The sequence below is a fragment of the Frankia sp. Mgl5 genome (assembly GCF_023242985.1).
GTDB classification, from domain to species: Bacteria; Actinomycetota; Actinomycetes; order Frankiales; family Frankiaceae; genus Parafrankia; species Parafrankia soli.
Genome location: NZ_JALKFY010000826.1, coordinates 27,909 through 46,479, shown reverse-complemented (window position 1 = coordinate 46,479; position 18,571 = coordinate 27,909). Strand labels below are relative to the sequence as shown.

At 71.5% G+C, this 18,571-nt stretch carries 17 protein-coding genes and 2 pseudogenes; 11 read left to right on the top strand and 8 right to left on the bottom strand.

What is annotated here, in order from left to right:
* Nucleotides 1-457: 457 nt before the first annotated feature.
* Both MXD62_RS41115 and MXD62_RS33660 read right to left on the bottom strand, forming a co-directional pair.
* Nucleotides 458-746, bottom strand: a pseudogene (locus MXD62_RS41115) (YbhB/YbcL family Raf kinase inhibitor-like protein).
* A gap of 181 nt (nt 747-927) precedes the next feature.
* Entirely contained in the window at nt 928-1,620 is a 693-nt protein-coding gene (locus tag MXD62_RS33660; protein WP_248833389.1) for a TetR family transcriptional regulator, read from the bottom strand.
* A 158-nt stretch (nt 1,621-1,778) separates the two neighbouring features.
* Between MXD62_RS33660 and MXD62_RS33655 the strand changes: the two genes are divergently transcribed.
* Complete coding sequence (locus tag MXD62_RS33655) at nt 1,779-2,615, top strand: oxidoreductase (protein WP_248833388.1); 837 nt, start codon at nt 1,779-1,781, stop codon at nt 2,613-2,615.
* Nucleotides 2,616-2,680: 65 nt separating this feature from the next.
* Here MXD62_RS33655 and MXD62_RS33650 read toward each other — a convergent pair.
* Nucleotides 2,681-2,782, bottom strand: a pseudogene (locus tag MXD62_RS33650) (DNA-binding response regulator); the annotation flags it as partial.
* Here MXD62_RS33650 and MXD62_RS33645 point away from each other — a divergent pair.
* A complete protein-coding gene (locus tag MXD62_RS33645; protein WP_308301368.1) occupies nt 2,754-3,119 on the top strand; it encodes a response regulator in 366 nt (121 codons plus the stop codon). The pseudogene MXD62_RS33650 and the gene MXD62_RS33645 overlap by 29 nt on opposite strands.
* A gap of 62 nt (nt 3,120-3,181) precedes the next feature.
* On the opposite strand, the gene MXD62_RS33640 is transcribed toward MXD62_RS33645, so the two are convergent.
* The gene (locus tag MXD62_RS33640) at nt 3,182-3,520 is read right to left on the bottom strand and encodes an EthD domain-containing protein (RefSeq protein WP_248833386.1); all 339 of its coding nucleotides are present in this window, start codon (nt 3,518-3,520) and stop codon (nt 3,182-3,184) included.
* A gap of 1,351 nt (nt 3,521-4,871) precedes the next feature.
* Between MXD62_RS33640 and MXD62_RS33635 the strand changes: the two genes are divergently transcribed.
* The 5 genes from MXD62_RS33635 (at nt 4,872) to MXD62_RS33615 (ending at nt 10,404) form a co-directional block, all read left to right on the top strand.
* Entirely contained in the window at nt 4,872-5,651 is a 780-nt protein-coding gene (locus MXD62_RS33635) for a hypothetical protein (RefSeq protein ID WP_248833385.1), read from the top strand.
* Nucleotides 5,652-5,932: 281 nt separating this feature from the next.
* Nucleotides 5,933-6,448 carry a SigE family RNA polymerase sigma factor gene (locus MXD62_RS33630; RefSeq protein ID WP_020463251.1) on the top strand — a complete coding sequence of 172 codons (516 nt, stop codon included), beginning with the start codon at nt 5,933-5,935 and terminating at the stop codon, nt 6,446-6,448.
* Nucleotides 6,448-7,218: a hypothetical protein gene (locus MXD62_RS33625; RefSeq protein ID WP_248833384.1), complete on the top strand. Its 771-nt coding sequence runs from the start codon at nt 6,448-6,450 to the stop codon at nt 7,216-7,218. Before MXD62_RS33630 ends, MXD62_RS33625 begins: the two co-directional genes overlap by 1 nt.
* 68 nt (nt 7,219-7,286) lie before the next feature.
* Nucleotides 7,287-9,734, top strand: coding sequence for a molybdopterin-dependent oxidoreductase (locus tag MXD62_RS33620; RefSeq protein ID WP_248833383.1), 2,448 nt, complete (start codon nt 7,287-7,289; stop codon nt 9,732-9,734).
* A 220-nt stretch (nt 9,735-9,954) separates the two neighbouring features.
* On the top strand, nt 9,955-10,404 hold the full coding sequence (locus tag MXD62_RS33615) for a pilus assembly protein TadG-related protein (RefSeq protein ID WP_248833382.1): 450 nt from the start codon (nt 9,955-9,957) through the stop codon (nt 10,402-10,404).
* A 52-nt stretch (nt 10,405-10,456) separates the two neighbouring features.
* Here MXD62_RS33615 and MXD62_RS33610 read toward each other — a convergent pair whose 3' ends face one another.
* Nucleotides 10,457-11,584, bottom strand: a complete 1,128-nt coding sequence (locus MXD62_RS33610; protein ID WP_248833381.1) for a hypothetical protein — start codon at nt 11,582-11,584, stop codon at nt 10,457-10,459.
* 1,177 nt (nt 11,585-12,761) lie between these two features.
* Here MXD62_RS33610 and prfB point away from each other — a divergent pair.
* From prfB to cobA, 4 genes are all read left to right on the top strand, one after another.
* A complete protein-coding gene (prfB, locus tag MXD62_RS33605; protein ID WP_041256622.1) occupies nt 12,762-13,862 on the top strand; it encodes a peptide chain release factor 2 in 1,101 nt (366 codons plus the stop codon).
* A 436-nt stretch (nt 13,863-14,298) separates the two neighbouring features.
* Complete coding sequence (locus MXD62_RS33600; protein ID WP_248833380.1) at nt 14,299-15,168, top strand: polysaccharide deacetylase family protein; 870 nt, start codon at nt 14,299-14,301, stop codon at nt 15,166-15,168.
* Nucleotides 15,152-15,406, top strand: a complete 255-nt coding sequence (locus MXD62_RS33595) for a glycosyltransferase (RefSeq protein WP_248833379.1) — start codon at nt 15,152-15,154, stop codon at nt 15,404-15,406. Before MXD62_RS33600 ends, MXD62_RS33595 begins: the two co-directional genes overlap by 17 nt.
* 115 nt (nt 15,407-15,521) lie before the next feature.
* Nucleotides 15,522-16,337 carry a uroporphyrinogen-III C-methyltransferase gene (cobA, locus tag MXD62_RS33590; RefSeq protein WP_248833427.1) on the top strand — a complete coding sequence of 272 codons (816 nt, stop codon included), beginning with the start codon at nt 15,522-15,524 and terminating at the stop codon, nt 16,335-16,337.
* A 7-nt stretch (nt 16,338-16,344) separates the two neighbouring features.
* On the opposite strand, the gene MXD62_RS33585 is transcribed toward cobA, so the two are convergent.
* The 3 genes from MXD62_RS33585 to MXD62_RS33575 all read right to left on the bottom strand — a co-directional run bounded on the left by MXD62_RS33585 (nt 16,345) and on the right by MXD62_RS33575 (nt 18,510).
* Nucleotides 16,345-16,980, bottom strand: coding sequence for an ATP-binding protein (locus MXD62_RS33585; protein WP_248833378.1), 636 nt, complete (start codon nt 16,978-16,980; stop codon nt 16,345-16,347).
* On the bottom strand, nt 16,977-18,134 hold the full coding sequence (locus tag MXD62_RS33580; protein WP_248833377.1) for a PQQ-dependent sugar dehydrogenase: 1,158 nt from the start codon (nt 18,132-18,134) through the stop codon (nt 16,977-16,979). The genes MXD62_RS33585 and MXD62_RS33580 overlap by 4 nt, the downstream gene beginning before the upstream one ends.
* A 193-nt stretch (nt 18,135-18,327) precedes the next feature.
* The gene (locus tag MXD62_RS33575) at nt 18,328-18,510 is read right to left on the bottom strand and encodes a hypothetical protein (RefSeq protein ID WP_020463240.1); all 183 of its coding nucleotides are present in this window, start codon (nt 18,508-18,510) and stop codon (nt 18,328-18,330) included.
* Nucleotides 18,511-18,571: the final 61 nt, after the last annotated feature.

Below are 18,571 nucleotides of genomic sequence, written 5' to 3'. Positions count from 1 at the left end.
CGCGGTGCGGTGCGGGTGGGGGCGGGGCGGCGGAAGAAGGCGCCGGTGGATCGCGCTGCGTTCGACCGCGATCGGATCACGTCGACCAGATGTCCGTTCGGCGGGATCCAGTCCCGCGGGCGCGTGTGTGGCGCTAGTCTTGAGGCCGCACTCCGTGGATGCGGTCGATGCACGTGACCGCACCGGTACGCCGGCCACCCTTCGCGGTCCCCATCCGCCGGTCATCGGACAGCAGGCAGGGCCAAAGGGGGGCAGGGTGGCTGGCCTACCAGCACTCGCCCCCTCCCGGAGACATAGGCCGCGAACACGCCAATCCGCCAGTTTTCGATCCGACCCGCGGTCCCCGAATACTGCCCTGCACCCCGCGTTCCGCTATCGACGCCTACCGAGAAGATCGGTCAGATGCCTGACCCGCTGCCCGTATTCACGTTGGTGGCGAGCGCTCCGTCGCGGGCGGTCAGGACGTCCGCGTGCCGGTGAGCGTTCCGGATGCCAGGACGTGTCGTGCGAGGGCTGACGGCAGATGTTCGAGGTCGGTGACCTCGGCGAAATCGACGCGGTTGTCGAGGGCGTAGAGGTGGAAGCGGTAGCGGTGCGGCCCGTGGCCGGGTAGCGACCGTGTGAATGCCGGGTGCGGCGTCTGGGGTGTCGAGGTCTTCGATTACGAGGACCAGGTCCGTCGTCCCGGCGGGAAGGGCGCTCCAGGCGAGGGCGGGCGAGATCTCAGTGCCGACGTCGGCGAGCACGGGCCGGCCGGCGAGCCGTCAGCGGCAGCGTCTGCAGAGACCAGAATTCCGGTCTCTGCCTCGGGGGAGGTCGGCCTGGCGCGCGCCCCTCTGCGCCAGTCTCGGGTGAGACGCCCGCTGGGTTACCGGCCCTCCGAACGCGGCACTGCCTTCGGAATCGGCTGTCATTCGGAATCGGCTGTTATGGAGTGTGGGTGCCCTCGATCAGCATGCCGACCAGGAAGGTCGCGACTGCTTGCTCAAGTGCCTCGGCGAAGGGGACATACATGAACGCCAGGCTCGGATCGGCGGCGTAGGCGGCGAGGACGGCGGGGGTGGGATGACTGCGGGTCCACAGGGCTCCCACGAGAACGATGATCATGCTGGCTGCGCGGGTGGAGCGTTCTTCCCTGAGCTCGGGGAGCAGGTGTCGGAGGAGCGTGGCGAGTCCGACCAGGCTGTCGCGTGCGCCCTGCTTGTACCGGGTCGCGACCTCGATGGAGACGTTGCGCTCCAGCACTCCGGCCTGTGCGCTGAGTAGTTCGCAGAGCGTCGGATGAGTCGCGAACGAGGTGGCGAGTGTGCTGGCCACGGATTGAGCTCTGCTGTGCGGCGGGGCGGCCGGGTCGACGTTCGACTGTAGTGCCTCGTCGATCTCCGTCAGGAACTCGGCGGCGGCGTGGTCGAGGAGGTCGAGGAGCACGGCCTCGCGCGACTCGAAGTAGCGCAGCACGTTGGACTTCGCCAGGCCGACGCGGCGGCTCAGCTCGTTCAGGCTCAGCGCCGCGACGGGCATCTCGTCGAGCATCGCGGCGGCGGTCTGGAGGATGCTCTGCCGCCGCACGGTGCGCTGCTCCTCGCTCCTGGCGCGTTGGAAGGCTGTCACGCCACCCATTCTAGAAGACCGCCGGTCTCTTGACTGGAGACCGCCGGTCTCTTACGGTAGAGACCGATGGTCTGATAGATGCTTCCCGGATCGTCGGGCGTCGGCCAGTACCTGCTCAGGCAGCGCCCCCGGCCTGGCCGGAGCGCGGCACCACGAAAGGAACTGACATGATCAAGAAGGTAGCTCTGGTAACCGGTGCCTCCTCCGGCATAGGCGAGGCCACCGCCCGGCAACTCCATGAGGCCGGCTTCATCGTTTACGGCGCTGCTCGCCGAGCCGACCGGATGACGGCGCTGGCGGCCTCGGGTGTACGTACGCTCTCGCTCGACGTCACCGATGAGACTTCGGCCAAGAACGCGGTCGCCGAGATCCTCGCCGCCGAAGGCCGCATCGACGTTCTTGTCAACAATGCCGGGTACGGCTCATACGGCGCGCTGGAAGACGTCCCGATGCGCGAGGCCCGCGCGCAGATCGAGGTCAACCTGTTCGGTCTGGCCCATCTGACTCAGCTGGTGCTGCCAGCCATGCGGGCCCAGCACAGTGGCACCATCATCAACATCAGCTCCATGGGCGGACGGTTCGCCACACCCATGGGTGCGTGGTACCACGCCAGTAAGTACGCCGTCGAAGGACTCAGCGACGCGTTGCGCCTGGAGCTCAAGCGGTTCGGCATCGCTGTCCTGCTCATCGAGCCGGGCTCGATCCGGACCGAGTGGGGCGCGATCGCTGCCGAGAAGCTACGTACCACCTCCGGCCAGGGGCCGTACGCCGAGCAGGCGAACGCCATGGCCGCGTCGCTGGAGTCCAGCTCACGCCCTGACGCGCGGATGACCTCACCGACCAGCGTCATCGCCAAAGCCGTCACCAGGGCGGCCACCGCCCGCCGACCCCGCACCCGCTACCGCGTCGGCTTCGGTGCCCGCCCGCTCATCCTCCTCAGCAGGATCCTGCCCGACCGGACCTTCGACGCCCTGGTCAAGCGCTCCTCCGGCGTTCCGGCCTGAACCGCCACCACAGCGGGGTGCCGCTGTACCGGCGGACGGATGCGGGCACCTGGCTGGCGTGGGACCTAGGCGCGCAGGAAGCGTGGGACGGCGAGCACGCGTCGGTGTTCGCGGTCGCCCGGCGTCAGGTCCAGCTTCGTGAAGATCGAGGTCACGTGGGCCTCGACCGTGTCACCGGCTCCGGATGGGGCGTCGGCCCGGACGAAACCGGGGACCTCCGAGACCGCCGAGGAGTCGATCGCCGCGGTCGCCGCGCTCGCACCCGACCTGGTGCCGATGGATGTCAACCTGCCGGGCATGGACGGCCTCGCGGCGACCCGGCTGCTGCGGGTGTCCGGCGCGGTGAGTTCAGTGGTCCTGATGTCGTCGTACGACGCCGACCACTACGCCGACGTGGCGACCGAGTGCGGTGCCATCGGATACCTGACGAAGGTCGACCTCGACCCGGACGGCCTGCAGGCGGTCTGGGACCGAGGTCGTCGACGGCCCGGGCCGTCGACATAGCTCTACCAGCCCACATTTGAGAACCTCGACCGGCGGGTATGCGGTGGGTGCTCCCGGCGTCGTCATCGGCGCTCGTCGACGATGTAGGTGCGAATGGATGAGCGGTCGACGAACCGGGCCTCGTCCTCGGCGATGATCCGCCCGACCTCCATGCCGGCGAGGGCGTCGACCACCTTCCGGTACATTTCCTCGTTCTCATAGGTCAGCTCGGTCATGACGTCGAACAGACGCTCCGTGGCGCGACCTGGGGCCATGTGACCGGTCCGGTGCTCGGCGCCCTCCACCGCGAAGTTGCGCCGGTAGTCAGAATGGAAGGGCAGCAGGCTGCTCACCAGGGGAACGTGTTTTTCCTCGTAGTAGGCGACGAACTCGTTCATCGTGAGGTCTGGCCTGCGGCTCATGAGGGACACGATCTTGATCACATGCTCTCCCTGGAGATCGACGGTTCGACCGCGACCACGAGCGCCCCGTCCACGCCGTGCAGGAAATCATGTGGTGCGTGGTGCGTGGTGCGTGCGGGTGGGCCACGAAGCCACCGTGGATGACGCAGGTCAGTATGGCGGAGAACGTGGCTTGCACGGCCAGTCCACCGCGGTCATCGACGCCTACCGGCCGACTGACCAGGCGTCTGACCAGGGTCTCCTGCTTTCGGGCTTCTGCGCTTCGTGGCACCGCGCTCGCCGCAGGCGTCAACTGGGGCCGGCCCGAGCTCATGGCGGAGACCAAGGCGTCAGCGCATCCTCCGCTACGGACCGGCTGGACAGGGTGTGCTCGGTGCTGACACGGTCATGGCGCTGCTCGCTCCGTATCGGCGTGTCGTCGCCCGCGCCTCATGGGGGTTTGCCCACGGCGATCTCTGCCCGGCGGTCGCTGCGTTCGGTCGGCGCCGGCCGGAAACCTTACCGGTCGCAGACGCCGGCGGATGCCCTCGCTTGAGTCATGTGATCCGTTGGTTCTGCCGGTCCGGTGAGCCGATACTCCGGGCTTGGGGCTTGGAACTGTGGTAACCGGCGCTGGCTCGCCCGCGCCGGGTGTACGGCCCCACGGACAATTCTCCGACATGATCCCGAGTGCGGTGCCGGGAAACAGTGCTGCCCGGTCCCCGCCGAGCTGCGGCGCCCCGCCCAGAACACCCCGGATCACGCTAAGGCGCAGCTCACGGGTACGGCAGTGTCAATGGCGTGTCCCTCCGCCTTCCGTCTGCGCGCCCGGATTTCGCCTAAGGACCACCCGCTGACGGGACGATCTCGGTGACGACGCCTGACCCACGCGTGGGGGGTGAACCTTGCGTAACCGGGAGCACCCTTGCGGTTGTCGAGTTGTTGCGTAGTGGCGCTGGGTGTTGGGGAAAGGTTTGGTCGAACGCGTCAACCTAATTACGTCAACCGTCGCTCTTAAGAGGTGGAAAACACCCGAACGGCAGCTGGGCTATCTCGGCGCGCGGCGCCGCCGTGGCCAGCGCCTACCAGAGCAGGAGCGTCAATGACGGATTGTTCCGACGGCCCTTCCACCATCCTTTCGAAGCGAACGGTCCCTCCGGATGACGCGGCGCGAGGGACCAGCCAGGAGGGATCCCATGGATCCCGGCGGCGTCCCACTGCACGTCGGCTGTCCCGCACCCTCGGCAGGCTGACGGCACTGGCCCTGACCGGGCTCGTGACCGTGGCGGTCGCCGGCCCGGCGACCGCCGCCGGCCCGGGAGGCGGCCCGGGAAGCGGTGGCGGTGGGAAGCCGGCTCCGAGTGTGGACGGGGTGCGGGTTGGCTGGCTGCCCAGCGGCGTCAGCTTCACCAGCGCGGTGCCGAGCACCCGGATCGAGAGCGAAGTCATCATCGGCACGTTCGAGGGCGGCGGCACCAGCATTCGACTGACAGTCCAGCGGGATACGCCCGAGGCGACGCTCGATGACGTGGCCAACGCCTACGCGCAGTACTACCCCAGCAGCCAGCGTGGACGGGTCGCGCTGCGGGACACCGAGGCTGTCACCCTGCTGGCCAGCGGCGGCGGTATCTCCGAGATGACCTGGGTGGAAGGCGACCCGTCCGTCGTGCTGACCGTAAGCGGCCGGGTCGGTGAGAACGGGACCACCCCGCCGGGCCTGCTGCCCGAGGCCGACCTGCTCCGCATCGCCGAGTCGCTCACCGTCGGCCCGGCGCCGACGCCGACGGCCTGGCAGAGGCTGTCGGAGCCGCTGATCCGCGTCGCGTTCGCGGTCGGCCTCAACAGCTCCGAGGCTCCGCCGCGGGTGCCGCTGGCCGCCGTGGAGAACGGCCAGCGCCTGGTCGGCGTGCTGGAGAAGTTCCGCACCACCTACCCGGGGCTGACCGCGCGGGTCACCGTCAACCAGATCTACTTCTGGGCGCAGGACCACGCCTCGGTCAGGTTCACGGTCGCCTACACCTACCAGGGCCGGTCCGGTTCCATCGGCAGCACCGGTGAGGCGGTCTTCACTCACGGCTCGTGGAAGGTCTCGGAGGAGACCTACCACAGCGTGCTGGGGCTCGCGTCCCTGCTCGGCAGCGCTCCCGCGTAGCCCGTCGACCGGCGGCTCCCCGGAAGCCGCGCGGCCGGGGGCGCCGCGCCGCCGGAGCCAGTGACTGCCAGCCCGGCCGGGGGGGGGGGGGGGGGGGGGGGGGGGGGGGGGGGGCCCGCCGGGCCGCGGGGCGGGGGCGCCCGGCGCCCCCCCCCCCCCCCCCCCGACTCTCGGCCTCGGCGCGCCCAGCGGGGCGGCGGCTCGTGTCATGGCGGGCCGCCGCCCCATCGACGTGCACGCAGCGGTGCTGGGCGGCGCGGGCCAATCAATGGGGGCATTGGATGGACGAGGCGTCCCACGAGTCGTTCGAGGATTTCGTCACTGCCTCGGCCGACCGTCTGATGAGGACGGCCTTTCTGCTGACCGGTAACCGCCACGCGGCCGAGGACCTGCTCCAGGGTGCCCTGGAGCGCACCTACCAGCGCTGGGGCAGGGAACGCATCATCGCTCCGGAGGCCTATGTCCGCCGTGTGCTGGTGAACGCGGCCTCGAGCCGGTGGCGGTCGCGACAGTTCCGGGAGGAGCCGTTGGACGCGGCGGCCGAACGGGCCGGTGCGGACGGCATGCCGGATCTGGCGATGCGGGACCAGGTGCTGAGGGCCCTGCGCGAACTACCGAAACGGCAACGCGCGGTGGTCGTCCTGCGTTACTTCGACGACCTGCCGGAAGCCGCGGTGGCCGAGATCCTCGGATGCAGCGTCGGCTCGGTGAAGACCCACGCGTCGCGGGCGCTGGCCCGGCTGCGTGGGAGCCAGCATCTGGGGGATGTCCGCGTCCGAATCGAGAGGAGGCGTTGATGCCGGCCGACAACGCTTACCCCGGCCCCGATTCCGGCCCCGATTCCGGGTCCGGGTCCGGGTATACCTCCGCATCTGATCTGGCCTTCGAACAGACGCTGCGCGAACTGCTCGACCGGGCCACACGGTCCGTCGTGGCACCGGCCGACCTGACCGTCAGGGTGTGCGCACCGGTTCCGCCGCGTCATCAGCGAGGACGGCGCAAAGCACTCGTGCTCGTAGCGGCGGCGCTGGCCACGAGCTCGGTGATCATCGGCGGCCTGGCCGTCGAAAGGCACCTCCCTTCCGACCGTGGGCTGAACGTCATCACACCGGCGGCCGGAAGCGCGCTCCCCGGACCGGCCACCGGCACGACCGCGCAACCGGGCGTTCCACCGGCCGGCGCAGCAACCGGCGCGCCAGCCGCCCCCGCGTCGCCGGACCAGGCCACCGTGGACGAGATCACGAAGGCGTTCACCGAGGCATTCGACGGGGACGGCAACGTCGACGACGGGTTGGCCTACGTCCAGAACGGCGAGCGGTACCGCGACATCGCACGGAGGTTCATTCAGCGTTATCCGGGTGTCGTCGGAAATCTCAAGGTAAAGATCGAGAACATCAGACGGACAGGCGGCAGCCGGGTCCAGGCGACCATCATCCTCACTCACACCGACCCCGAACTCGGCAGGAAATGGGGGTACCGGATCAGCCGGGACGTGGAAGCCGTCCGCGTCGACGGCCATTGGTTGGTGAGTTCCGGCACGTACTCGCTCCTCGTCGGATCCGCCTGACCGGAAGCGTCCGTACACCAGGGCGCACCACCCGGAATGTGCGCCGGGAATATGCGATCCTGCCGGACATGATGAAGAGAACAAGCACGGGTACGGGGACGGCCGCCGGCTCGGTGACTGCCCTGCGGGTCTGCCCGCTGTGCGAGGCGACCTGTGGACTGGAGCTACGGATCACGGACGGCCGGGTGACGGCCGCCCGTGGCGACGCGGAACATGTGTTCAGCCGTGGCTACCTCTGCGCCAAGGGAGCCTCCCTGCCGCAGTTACTCGGCGACCCCGACCGGCTTCGCCGTCCGTTGCTGCGCGACCGGGCCACCGGTGAGCACCGTGAGGTCGACTGGGACGAGGCGTTCGCCGCCGTCCACGCCGGGCTGCGGCGGGTGGTCTCCGCCCATGGCCCGGCCGTGGTCGCGGCCTATCTCGGCAATCCGAACGCGCACTCGATGGCCGGCGCCCAGCACCGGCCGGCGTTCACCCAGGCGCTGCGGACCCGCGCGTTGTTCAGCGCCTCCACGGTCGACCAGATGCCCATGCACGTCGCATGCGGCCTCGTCTTCGGCCACCCCTCGCTCATCCCGGTGCCCGATCTGGACCGCACCGACCACCTGCTGATGCTCGGTGCCAATCCGGCGGTGTCCAACGGCAGTCTGTGCACGGCGCCGGACTTCCCCGGCCGGCTGGCTGGAATCCGCGCGCGTGGCGGGCGGGTCGTCGTCGTCGACCCACGCCGCACCCGCACGGCCGCCCTCGCCGACGAGCACCTGCCGATCCGGCCCGGGACGGACGCGCTGTGGCTGTTCGCGATCGTCAACGTCCTCGCCACCGAAGGGCTCGTCCGCCTCGGCCCGCTCGCCGCGCACCTGTCCGGAGCGGACAGCGTCGCCGAGCTTGCCGCGCCGTTCACCCCGGAGCGGGTCGCCGCGAGCTGCGGAATCCCGGCCGAGACGACCCGGCGGACTGCCCGCGAGCTCGCCGCCGCGCCGCGAGCCGCCGTCTACGGGCGGATGGGCACGACCACGGTCGAGTTCGGCACCCTGACCAGCTGGCTGACGATCGCCCTCAACGCGATCACCGGCAATCTCGACGTCCCGGGCGGCGCCATGTTCGGCCGGGGTGCGCACGGCCGCGCCGACCGGGTGCCCGGCGGGCGGGGCGGCGGGCGCGGGTGGCGCACCGGGCGCTGGCACACCCGCGTCCGCGGTCTGCCGGAGGTGATGGGCGAGCTGCCGGCCGCGGCGCTGGCCGAGGAGATGGACACCCCCGGTGACGGCCGCCTACGGGCGCTGTTCACCATCGCGGGCAACCCGGCGCTCTCCACACCGGACTCGGCCAGGCTCGCCGCGGCACTGGCCCGGCTGGACTTCATGGTGAGCGTCGATCCGTACCTCAACGAGACGTCCCGGCACGCCGACGTGGTGCTGCCGCCGGCTGATCCGGCCCGGGTCGGGCACTACGACTTCGCGCTCGGCGCGCTGGCGGTGCGCACCGTGGCGACCTATTCGCCGCCGGCGCTGCCGCCGTACCCGGGCGGGATGGCCGAGCACGACATCCTGGCCCGCCTCACCCTCATCGCCCTGGCTCTCGCCGACGAGCCGGCCGATGCCGACGCGACAGCCGACGCGGAGCTGCCGGTCGAGGGCTCCCAGCCAGCCGATGCCGCGGTCTGGACCGACACCGCCGTCGCGGCCTTCCACGAGTACCTGGTCGAGGAGGCACTGCGGCGGGCGGTCACGGAGCCCGGCTCACCTGTCGCCGGGCGGGACGTCGCCGAACTGGGCGCTCTCGTGGACGGCGACGGCGCACCGGAACGCCTGCTCGACATCGCGCTTCGCACCGGGCACTTCGGTGACGCGTTCGGTGCGCGGCCCGGCGGGCTGAGCCTGGCCACGCTGCGGGCGAACCCGCACGGGATCGATCTGGGACCGCTCGAGCCGCGGATCCCGGCAATGCTGCGGACGGCCAGCGCGACGGTGGAGCTGTGCCCCGACCCGATCGTGGCCGACGCCGCCCGCCTGCGCGCCGCCCTCGACGCCCACGAGGCGGCTGAGGGCCGCGAGCCCTCCATGACCCCGGGTTCCCCAGAGGCACCGGAGAGCCCGGCGAGCCCGGCGAGCCCGGCGAGCCCGGGACTGACCCTGATCGGTCGGCGTCACCTGCGGACGAACAACAGCTGGCTGCACAACGTCCCGGCGATGGCCCGGGGACGAGATCGCTGCACCCTGCTGGTGCACCCCGACGACGCCGCCCGCCACGGCGTCCGCGACGGCGGGTCAGCCCGGATCACGTCCACCGCAGGCTCCCTCGACGTCCGGGTGCAGGTCAGCGACGAGATGATGGCCGGTGTCGTGTGCCTGCCGCACGGCTGGGGCCACGGCCTCGCCGGCACCCGGATGTCGGTCGCCGCCGGACACCCCGGAGTGAACACGAACATTCTCACCGACAGTTCGCGGATCGACCCGCTCTCCGGTACCGCCGTGCTCAACGGCATCCCGGTGTGGATAGGACCGGTGGGCTGAACGCCGGAATCCGGCTGCCGTCCTCGGGCCTGCGCACACCCGGCACACCGGTGCGGGCCGTGTGCGTGACGCCGTGGCGTTAAAGTCCAGACACGTCTCTTTACGGCGGTGGATGTCCGGCTCGTTTCCTGCGCGGCGGACGTCCCGGCGGTGGCCGGCGTCGGTACCGCGGCCGGCCCGGGAATCCGTCGACCGGCGGATGGCACCTGGGGAGCATGGGATGGCTGACGCGCGCGAACCGGTCGACCGTGACGGCGGGACGATTCTCATCCTGACATTGGGATATCTCATGTTGGCCGCGATGCTCGCCGTGGTGGTCACCGACGTGTCCGCGCTGTATCTCGCCCGTCGGTCCGTCGCGTCGGCCGCCGACGGTGCCGCCCTCGCGGCCGTACAGCGTATCGACGAGAACGCGATCTACACCGCCACCGAGGATTTCGAGGCACTGCCGTTGTCGGACATCGTCGACGCCGTCGACGAGTACGAGGCGCAGGCGGACCCGTCCGGCCGGACCGCCCTGGACGCTTCCCTCGTCGACGCGACGACCGTCCGGGTGGAGGGCAGCCGGACGGTGGAGCTGCCGGTGGTCGGTTTCCTCGGTGTCGGCCCGGTGACGGTGCGCGCGGGCGCGCAGGCCCGATCGCTGGTCAGACCGCTCGCCGGGCCCTGAGCCCGCCGGCCCTGAGCCCGCCGAGCGCCGAGTCCGCGGTCCGGGCCGCGGCTCAGAGGTCCTTGCGGCCCGACATCATCTCGGCGCGCGGCGACGGGACGGCCGTCGACCCGCCGGCGTGGGTCAGGGCCGCGTCGCGGCAGGCATCGTCGCCGGGGCTCGGAGCCGCTGCCGGGAGCGCGATCCACCCGGCGGTGGCCGCCACGAGGTCGTCGAAGCCGTGACCTGTCCGGATCTCGGCCAGGTCGGAGACGTCGCGCACCAGGCGGGCGACCCACTCGGCCGGCCGGCGGGCGGCCAGGGCGACCGCGTCGGAGGCGTGCTCGACCGCCTCGTCCCGGTCCGGGAAGTCGCGGGCGATCGCGGCCCGCGACTGAGCCATCCGCACCGAGACGATCATGCCGGTCTGGCCGCTGCGGGCGATGAGCGACGCGGCCCGGTCGAGGTAGGGAGCCGCCTCGTCGGCCGCGCCGACGGTGGTGAGCGCTTCTGCGCAGGCGAGGGCCAGGTCGGCGGGTGAATAGGTGTCGAGGCTGAACCCGGGACGCCCGTGCACGTCCTCGCCGAGATCCGCCATGGTGGCCCAGGCCCGGGCCACGGCGTCGCGCACGCCCGCGGCGTCACCGGCGGCGGCACAGGCGCTGGCGGCGACCTTGCCCGAGATCAGGGCCCGGGTGGGGCTGCGGCCGGCGATCCGCGCGGCCGAGCCGGCGATCTGCAGGGCGACGGCCGGGCTGTGCGGGCGCACCACCCGGGCGCGCAGTGCCAGCGCGCGGGCGGCGAGCGGGCCGTCTCCGGCCGCGCGGGCCAGGGAAGCGGCGCGGTCGGCGCGGGCCGCGGCTTCGCCGTGCCGGCCCCGGTCGTACGAGGCGGCGGCGGCAGCGGTGGTGACCGCCGCGTGCAGCCACATCCAGTCGATGGCGGCGCGCCCCCGCAGCCGGTACTGCTGCGGGATGGTCCGACTGGTCTCCTCGAGCGGCTCGAGGGTGGAGGCGGTGGTGGCGAGATCGACGGTCTCGTAGTTCGCGACGGCCGCGCGCAGTGCCCCGAGGCACGCGTCATGCAGGCTCGAGGCGGTCTCGTGACCGGCGGCCGGTGTCGGGCTCTCGGGGCTCATCGGGACCACGGCCAGTACGCCGGTCGTGAGCAGGACCGCACGTCGATCGACGCCAATCGACACGAGGGGACCCTCCGTTCGCAATCCGCTCGCCCGTGCCCGCTCGGGTGTTTTCCGGGCATCGGCGGCCGGCTGTTGCGAGTGCGCATATCCGCTGACCTCACGTCTGTTGCCGTTGTGTCGTCTGCATGTCCCGTCGCCGGTGACGGAGGCGCCGCGCCATGACGGGGCGCCGCCGGTGGCCGCCGGCCGATGCCGGCTGCCGATGCCGTAGGTCTGTTGTCGCCGGCCGCTGCCACTGTCGTCGGACGCCGCCGTCGCGGACGGCGCCGCCGTCCGAAAACGCGGCGCGCTGTCCGAAACACCTGGCGTCCCACAATGCCGCGAGAACCCACGATGTCGCGAGAAGGAAGGGTCGGCGTCATCCTCGACGCATTGGCCGATTCGGCGGCTTCGTCGCCGCCAGGGCTTCATCGCCCGTGCGCGATGCCGTAACCCACCGGAACGGTGCCCGCGGCGGTGCAGGCATCAACCGGCGCGGGCTCCCCCCGGCACCATGTCGCCCGGCGGTTCCGTGAGCCCGCGGACCTCGTTGTCCACCGGCCTGGGAACCGCCGCGCCGTGCGTCGCCCGGGTGGGCCCGGAAGGCTGCCCTGATCCGTTCGGATCTGATCCGTTTGGACCATCTGCCGAGTCGGACCGAGGCTCCACCAGCTGTACCCGGGCTTCTCACCGCGCCGCGATGCAATCGACGATATCGCTTCGCGCTGTCTCGGGAGTGGCTCGGGTGCGGGGCGTGATGTGGAACGCACCTTGCCCGTTGCCGTCCAGGAAACATCACGCTCGATTTAGTGCGCTTGATGTGACCTCGGAGCCGCGATGTTAACCGAATATTTCGGCGTGCCGTTGCATGTTTCTTCCTCGTGACCTGCTTCTCGGGGTGTTCGATGGTTCGAAAGGCGGTCCCAACGGACCGTCCGTCCCGGGCACGACGGGACCGCCGACGGGCGGTGGCACCGCCGTGTGACGGCGCGGAGGCGGTGCGCCCCGCGGCGGCGCGGAGCCGGCACCGTGGTGCGGATCCGGCCCGGTGGTGCCGCCGGTCCCGCGCGCGGGAAGAGTCGCTCCGGGCCGGGGCGCCGGGCTGATCGCGGCAGCCCGCGGGCGGGCGGGCTGGCTGGTGGAGGGCCCGGATCAACCGTTCGTCGGCTCCCGCGCGCACGCCGGTAGGCTGGGTCACATGGCCGTCGACCTCTCCGAGGAGATCAAGAATCTCGACGCGACGCTGGCAGGTATCGCGACCGTGCTCGATGTCGAGGGTCTGCGTCGCCGCGCTCAGGCGCTGGAGCAGGAGGCGGCCGACCCGGACCTGTGGAGCGACCAGGATCGCGCCCAGGCGGTGACGAGGCGGCTGTCCGCTGTGAAGGGTGACATCGGCCGGGTGGAGGGCCTGCGCCGCAGGCTCGACGACCTCATCGCCGCCCTCGACCTCGGCGACGACGACCTGCTCACCGAGGCGGCCGCCGACCTCCCCGCGCTGGCGCGTGACATCTCCACGCTCGAGGTCCGCACCCTGCTCTCCGGCGAGTACGACGAGCGTGACGCGATCGTCCAGCTCTCGGCTGGTGCGGGCGGGGTGGACGCGGCCGACTGGACCGCCATGCTGCTGCGGATGTACCTGCGCTGGGCCGAGCGGCACGGGTACGCCACCGAGGTCTTCGACACCTCCGAGGCGGAGGAGGCCGGTCTGAAGTCGGCCACCTTCCAGGTCAAGTGCCCTTACGCCTACGGAACGCTGCGCAGCGAGCACGGTGTGCACCGGCTGGTGCGCATCTCGCCCTTCGACAACCAGAACCGGCGCCAGACGTCGTTCGCCGGCGTCGAGGTGACTCCCGCCGTCGAGGTCTCCGACCACGTGGACATCGACGAGAAGGAGCTCCGGATCGACATCTTCCGGTCCTCCGGACCGGGTGGCCAGGGCGTCAACACCACCGACTCCGCCGTGCGGATCACGCACCTGCCCACCAACATCGTCGTGACCTGCCAGAACGAGCGCAGCCAGCTGCAGAACAAGGCCGCCGCGATGATGGTCCTGCAGGCCAAGCTGCTCGAGCGGCGCCGCGCCGAGGAGGCCGCGGAGAAGCAGCGCCTCACCGGCGGCCCGCAGGACGTCTCCTTCGGTTCACAGATCCGGAACTACGTGCTCCACCCGTACCAGATGGTCAAGGATCTGCGGACCGAGGTCGAGACGTCGAACACGAACGCCGTTCTCGACGGGGATATCGACGACTTCATCGACGGTGAGATCAGGTGGCGCAGGGCCACCGAAAAGCAGGGCTGACAGGTCTTTTCCGTGGCTTCCGGCCATGATTCGGTAATCTCACCGGTCGTTATCAGTCGGAAAGCCGCGGACTTCTCCAGCCAATCCCGTTCACTGGCGTGAACAGATCGGTCATCGCATGGGACGTGGATCTTTGGTCGGCCACGTTTACGTACCGGACCATTACCCTCCACCCTGTCGAGGCGGACATCGAGGGATTGGCTCACCGGTCCTGCGCGTGTAGAGTGACGCTCCGTTTGGCGTCATCGCCCGACGTGGTTCCCTCGGACCGGTCGGTAGGCGCGGGATGGGGGCATCACGTGGATTCGCGGTTCTGCCGCTCGTGGCACACCCGGTCGAAGTACTGTCGTTCCACGTACTGCCGACTGAGCTTCTTCGACGATACGGCGGGTGGAATGTCCGAACTCACGGTAGTCGCTTCGGGGCGTGACAACCGATGACCGGGATGTCGACGGCCACGGCGGCTTCGCCGGACGGAACGTGGCCCACAAGCTCCCCGGGCGACGGCTCGCCGTCGGCGCCGTGCCGGGCCGCGCTCCCCGTGCTGATGTACCACAGCATCGGTGACTCGGTGAGCGCCGACTTCCGCAGGTGGGAGGTGCCCGCGGGGGTCTTCGCCGAGCAGCTCGGCAGCCTCGTGGAGCACGGCTACACCGTCACCAGCCTGTCCGACGCGCTGGCGAACCCGCGGGAGCGCCAGGTCGCGGTGACCTTCGACGACGGCTTCGAGGATTTCGTCACCAGGGCGCTGCCCGTTCTCGCCGAGTTCGGCGCGGCGGCGACCCTGTACGTACCGACGGCCTACGTCGGCCAGCGGGCGCGCTGGCTGGAGGCGTACGCCGAGCGTGAGCTGGCCCTGCTCGACTGGCCCACGCTGGCCGCGCTGGCCGACCGGGGGATCGAGATCGGCGCCCACGGCCACCGGCACGTGGAGCTGGACGTCGTGCCGCCCGCGATCGCGCGTTACGACGTCACGGCGAGCATGCGCACGATCGCGGAGGAGACCGGTCACCGTCCGGACAGTTTCTGCTATCCGTTCGGTTACCATTCACCCGGTGTCCGACAAATCGTCGAAAGCGCCGGATTCGGTTCGGCGTGCGAGGTCGGATACAGAATCCATCGCCGGAGCCGTTCGCGTTTCCAGGTCAGCCGCCTGATCGTCGGCCGGTCAGTCGGCGCGGCCGACATTCTGCGGCTCGTGACGGAGGGGCATCGCGACGCGGCTCTCGCCGCGCGGCGCAGGCTCCGGGCCGGATGGCGTGCCTACCGTTCGATCCGGTGGCGCCTGGGTGTGGAAACCGCGTGAGCGCGGGCCGCCCAGGACGGCGGTCATCGTCTGCTGTCATCTTGTCGAGCGATGGGACCTGCTGATCCGGGCGCTTGATTCGCTCGCGGCTCAGGAACACCGTCCCGATCAGATCGTCGTCGTCGACGGCGATGACGAGCTGTACGACCGAATCATCGCGCGAGGTGGGCCGGAGTTGTCACGCCCGCTGCCGGTGCGGCGACCGGTCGCCGCCGAGGTCGGCCAGGACGCACACTGACCACACGGCCTCCGCGGCCGGGCCACCGCGCCCGGTCCGCAACGTGACGCGGCGCGACGCCCGGTGGGGCAACGCGGCGCGGGGCGACACGAGGTGGGGCGACGCGAGGTGGGGAGTGGGCGTGGACGCGCAGGCGGGATGGGTAGCGCTTGTCGGAGGCGGGCCGGGCCGGGGTGATCTGATCACGCTGCGCGGCCTGCGGTTGCTGCGGCGCGCCGACGTGGTCGTCGTCGACCGCCTCGCTCCCCGTGAGCTGCTGGACGAGCTGCGGCCGGACGTCGAGATCGTCGACGCCGGCAAGGCACCGCACGGCCACAACCTCACCCAGGACGAGATCAACGCCCTCATCGTGGAACGGGCGCTGCGTGGCCTCGGGGTCGTCCGTCTCAAGGGCGGCGACCCGTTCGTCTTCGGCCGGGGCGGTGAGGAGGCGCTGGCCTGCACCGCCGCCGGCGTGCCGTGCGAGGTGGTGCCCGGGGTGACCAGCGCGGTAGCCGTGCCGGCGATGGCCGGGATCCCGGTCACCCACCGCGGCATCACCCAGGACGTGGCGATCGTCAGCGGCCACCTCGACCCGTCCCACCCCGGTTCGACGGCGGACTGGGACGCGCTCGCGACCGGTCCCGGCACCGTGGTCGTGCTCATGGGGGTCGCGGCGCTGCCCCGGATCAGCGCTGAGCTGATCAAGCGCGGGCGGTCACCGCGGACCCCGACCGCGGTGATCCACGCCGGCGGCACGGAGCACGAACGGCTGGTGACCGGCCCGCTGGGCGAGATCACCCGGCTGGCGCTGGCGGCGGACGTCTCCTCGCCGGCCGTGATCGTCATCGGCGAGGTCGTCGCCCTGCGCGACCAGCTCGCCGTGGGTCGCATCCCGGATCGCGCGGACGACGCCCCTGCCCGGGACGACGGCCCCGGTCAGGTGGGGTGAGCAGGGCTCACTCGAACCGGATCTCGGTCAGGCGGGCGGCCTCCTCGCGGCTGATCCCGCGCGCGAACGTCCAGCCCTCCCGGGCCAGCGACCCGTCCTGCAGGGCGGCGCGCATCCGGGCCCACGACCGTTCGTGCCGCCGGAACGACCGGTGGGGGACGACCCGTCCGCGTGCGTGCTGCCCGGCCAGCGCCGCGGCCGGCGAGGTCTCCAGGAAGACCAGGTAGGCGGGACGGCGGCGCAGCCGTGCCAGGGCGGCCACCGTGCGCCGGGCCCACGTCCGGGTGCCGCACTCGTGGATCACCAGGTTGCGGCGCGGACCGGCCGTCCAGGCCGCGATCCGCCAGTAGTGGACGATGTGCACGACCGGCCGGTAGAGCGCGTACGGGAGGTGCCCGAGCCGCCGGGCCAGCGCGGCCCGCACCTGCGCGGAGTCCAGCACGAGCGGGTCGTCCGCCCGGCCGCCCGCCGGCCCGGCACCGCGGCCGGGGACGGGCGCACCGTGGTACAGCCGTTGGATCAGTGTGCTCTTGCCCGCGCCCGGGATGCCCGCGACGACCAGGACGCCGCCGGCTGGAACGATCATCGACCATCCGGTGCCCGGGTCGTGATCGGATGCCACGCCGGCGACGCGCTCGCTCATCTCAGCGACACGATCCGGTCGTCGCCGGTGGCGGGCCTGCCACGGCCGTCGGTGTTGGACGTCGTCAGCCACAGCCCGCCGTCGGGCGCCGTCACGATCGTGCGGAGCCGCCCGAGCTCGCCGGCGAGCAGCGCCTTCGGCTCGCCGGTGACCCGGCCGTCGGCGAGCTCCACCAACCACAGTCGCTCCCCGCGCAGCGCGGCGACGTAGAGGATGTCGTCCCGGATCGCGATCCCGCTCGGGGACGCCTCCGCGGTGGTCCAGGTGACCTGCGGGTTCGTGTAGCGGCCGCCGTCGGTGTCACCGGTTCCCTCGACCACCGGCCAGCCGTAGTTCGCGCCCGGGGTGATCAGGTTGATCTCGTCGAAGGTGTTCTGGCCGAACTCCGACGCCCACAGCCGGCCGCCGGCATCCCAGGCGAGGCCCTGCACGTTGCGGTGCCCGAGGCTGTAGACCAGCGAGGACGGCGTCGGATTGCCGGCGGGCACCGCGCCCTCCGGCGTCATCCGCAGGATCTTCCCGTTCAGACTGGACGGGTCCTGCGCGGCGCCCGGGTTCCCGGCGTCGCCGACGGCCGCGTAGAGGAGGCCGTCCGGCCCGAAGGCGATTCGCCCGCCGTTGTGGTTCGGCGCGGCGCGCAGACCGGTGAGCACGTCCTCGACGGCGCCGGCGCGGGCGCCGTCGAGGCGGAAGCGCACGATGCGGTTGTCCGATGCCGAGGTGTAGTAGGCGTAGACGAGGCTGTCCGTCTCGTGGTGGGGGGAGATCGCGAGGCCCAGCAGACCGCTTTCGCTACGGTGCGTCACGGGCAGTGTGAGGATGTCCACCGGGGTGCCGCCGCCCGCGGGCACCAGCAGGACGCGACCGCTGTCGCGCTCCCCGACCAAGGCCCGCCCGTCGGGCAGGAACGCCAGGCCCCACGGCGCCGCTAAACCGGTGACCACCGGTGACGGTTCCCCGAGCCCGCCCGCGGACGCGGCCGGGGGAGCCGCAGCCGAGGCTCCGCCGGCGGGCCCGGTCGCGGACGGCTCCGGTTCCCCCGGGCCGCCCGCACCCACCGGCCCGCCCGTGCCCGCGGAGCCGCAGCCCACCAGCAGAGCGAGCACGGCGACGACCGCCGCGAGCAGCCGTGGGGCACCGGACGGAACGCGCATGATGCTCCTGACGGCGGTGTCGGCCTGACGGCGGTATCGGCCTGACGGCGGTGTCGGCGGGCGGGCTCTACACCTGAAACGGTCACCAGCCGCCGAGCGTGCCCGCCCGGCCCCGTGTGCCACATCGGGCGACCGGACCACCGCTACGGACGGCGGCGTCCCAGGGCAGGCCGACCGCTACCGCCGAGCGGGCTCAGACGCGGTAGCCGGCCAGGAGCATCAGCGCGAGCAGCACCGTGAGCAGGGCGATCAGCAGCTGTGGCGAGACGGTGAACGAGGAGTGGTGCAGGGACTCGCGGGCGGCGCGGCACGCCGGGCAGCGCCCCTCGGCGACCGGAGCGGCACACCTCGCGCAGACCAGGTCATCGCAGCACATGCCGTCCTCCTTCGGCCCGGTCCGGCAACCAGATCGCCGCCCACGCGGCCCCGCGCACGCT